Source organism: Pseudomonas sp. (assembly GCF_050739655.1).
In the GTDB taxonomy this organism is placed as follows: domain Bacteria; phylum Pseudomonadota; class Gammaproteobacteria; order Pseudomonadales; family Pseudomonadaceae; genus Aquipseudomonas.
Map to the genome: position 1 here is coordinate 1 of NZ_JBOIBY010000262.1, position 2,543 is coordinate 2,543.

Genomic DNA, 2,543 nt, shown 5'->3' on the forward strand with positions numbered 1-2,543 from the left:
TGACGTCCGGCAACTTGCTAAAGTCCTTGCGGATACGTTTTTTCTCAGTATATGAGTAAGCCATCAGCGTTCCCCAGCTTGGTCACCTGCTTGTTTGGCCCCTCCCGACGGGAGCAGCCAGAAAATCGTGCAAACCCCATGGTTTGCGCCACCATATCGGGTGGTTACAGCTCGCCATCAGCATCGACCAAGTCGACTGCCAATAACGGAAAAAGGCCGGTGGCAAGAGCCACCAGCCATCAGCCTGTCGCTTAACGCTCGGGCTGGAGACGCAAAGTCGAAATTACTTAACTTCGACCGAAGCGCCAGCTTCTTCCAGCTTCTTCTTGGCGTCTTCAGCAGCGTCTTTCGACACGCCTTCCAACAGAACCTGAGGAGCGGTGTCTACTTTCTCTTTGGCTTCTTTCAGACCCAGACCGGTCAGCTCACGAACAGCCTTGATCACGTTCACTTTCTTCTCGCCAGCGGCGTTCAGAACAACGTTGAATTCGGTTTGTTCTTCAACAACAGCGGCAGCAGCAGCTGGACCAGCAGCAGCAACAGCGGCGGTCACGCCGAAGGTTTCTTCCATTGCTTTGATCAGCTCAACAACTTCCAGAACGGTTTTCTGGCCGATTGCTTCGATGATTTGTTCGTTAGTCAGAGACATGACTTGAATCCTGTATTGGGGTGACAGCTTACGCAGCCATCAAATTAAACATATGATTTTGAAAGTTCCGACTGTGCCTTAGGCTGCAGTGGCTTCTTTCTGGTCGCGAACGGCTGCCAGGGTACGAGCCAGCTTGCTGGTAGCGCCTTGAATCACGCTCATCAGCTTCGCAATAGCTTCGTCACGGGTCGGCAAGGTAGCCAACACGTCGATCTGGTTAGCGGCAAGGAACTTGCCATCAAACGCAGCTGCCTTGATCTCGAACTTGCTCTGACCCTTTGCGAACTCTTTGAAAATCCGGGCAGCAGCGCCTGGATGTTCTTTGGAGAATGCAATCAGGGTAGGGCCGGTGAACACGTCGTTGAGGACACTGAATTCAGTGTCAGCAACTGCGCGCTTGAGCAGGGTGTTACGTACAACACGTACGTAAACGCCAGCTTCACGAGCCTCTTTGCGGAGTCCGGTCATTGCGCCTACTGTTACGCCACGGGCATCAGCCACGACAGCGGACAGAGCGACTTTGGCAGCCTCGTTGACTTCAGCGACGATGGCCTTCTTGTCTTCGAGTTTAATTGCCACGGGTTTAACTCCTGCTTGTTACCGTTTCATCTGGTCGAAACCGGATGTCGTTTTGGTGTCTGATTCGGTAAGGAACCGGGAGCACCATCTGCGTAGGCTTTTGGTTTAAGACTTGCGTCGCCTACGGTCTTGGATAGCCCCCGCCAGGCAGGGACCCCAATCTTTCAAATTGGCGCAAAAAATTGCGCCAACCCATTGTCTTACGCGTCCAGCGAGCTCTGGTCGATAACCAGACCTGGGCCCATAGTGGTGCTCAGGGTAACGCGCTTGACGTAAATGCCTTTCGATGAAGCTGGCTTGATACGCTTCAGATCAGCGATCAGGGCTTCAACGTTTTCCTTCAGCTTGACGGCGTCGAAGCCGATCTTGCCAACGGAGGTGTGGATGATGCCGTTTTTGTCGGTGCGATAACGAACCTGACCGGCTTTGGCGTTTTTAACCGCGGTAGCTACGTCTGGAGTTACGGTACCAACTTTAGGGTTAGGCATCAGACCACGTGGACCGAGGATCTGACCCAACTGACCCACAACGCGCATTGCATCCGGGGATGCGATAACTACGTCATAGTTCAGGTCGCCGCCTTTCATTTCGGCAGCCAGATCGTCCATACCTACGCGGTCAGCGCCGGCAGCCAGAGCGGCTTCAGCAGCTGGACCCTGGGTGAACACAGCAACGCGAACAGTCTTGCCAGTGCCGTGTGGCAGCACGGTAGCGCTACGAACGACCTGGTCGGATTTACGCGGGTCAACACCCAGGTTTACAGCTACGTCGAACGACTCGCTGAACTTGACAGTCGACAGCTCGGCCAGCAGAGCAGCGGCATCTACAAAGTTGTAGGCCTTGCCTGCTTCGATTTTGCCGGCGATAGCCTTTTGACGCTTGGTCAGCTTAGCCATTACACACCCTCCACGTTAAGGCCCATGCTACGAGCAGAACCGGCGATAGTACGCACGGCTGCTTCCATATCAGCTGCAGTCAGATCCGCGTTTTTGGTTTTCGCGATTTCTTCCAGCTGAGCACGAGTTACAGTGCCAACCTTAACGGTGTTCGGACGAGCGGAACCGCTGGTCAGACCGGCCGCCTTCTTCAGCAGAACCGAAGCAGGGGTGGATTTGGTTTCGAAAGTGAAGCTACGGTCGCTGTAGACAGTGATGATCACTGGAGTCGGCAGACCTGGCTCAAGACCCTGAGTACGGGCGTTGAAAGCCTTGCAGAATTCCATGATGTTCACGCCGTGCTGACCCAGAGCAGGACCAACAGGTGGGCTTGGGTTAGCCTGAGCGGCCTTCACTTGCAGCTTGATGTAAGCGGTAAT

The 2,543-nt window shown here is 54.4% G+C and carries 5 protein-coding genes; all 5 read right to left on the minus strand.

All coding sequences use genetic code 11. The features are described from left to right. On the minus strand, nt 1-64 hold a 64-nt coding region (locus ACRESJ_RS13115; RefSeq protein ID WP_400838493.1), incomplete at its 3' end, for a hypothetical protein. A 219-nt stretch (nt 65-283) separates the two neighbouring features. Next, a complete protein-coding gene (gene rplL, locus ACRESJ_RS13120) occupies nt 284-649 on the minus strand; it encodes a 50S ribosomal protein L7/L12 (RefSeq protein WP_431758265.1) in 366 nt (121 codons plus the stop codon). Between the two features lie 78 nt (nt 650-727). After that, nucleotides 728-1,228: a 50S ribosomal protein L10 gene (gene rplJ / locus ACRESJ_RS13125; RefSeq protein ID WP_431758266.1), complete on the minus strand. Its 501-nt coding sequence runs from the start codon at nt 1,226-1,228 to the stop codon at nt 728-730. Nucleotides 1,229-1,428: 200 nt separating this feature from the next. After that, nucleotides 1,429-2,124: a 50S ribosomal protein L1 gene (rplA, locus tag ACRESJ_RS13130; protein ID WP_003186095.1), complete on the minus strand. Its 696-nt coding sequence runs from the start codon at nt 2,122-2,124 to the stop codon at nt 1,429-1,431. Further along, a partial coding sequence (rplK, locus tag ACRESJ_RS13135; protein ID WP_431758267.1) for a 50S ribosomal protein L11 occupies nt 2,124-2,543 on the minus strand: 420 nt, incomplete at its 5' end. The genes rplA and rplK, both read right to left, overlap by 1 nt.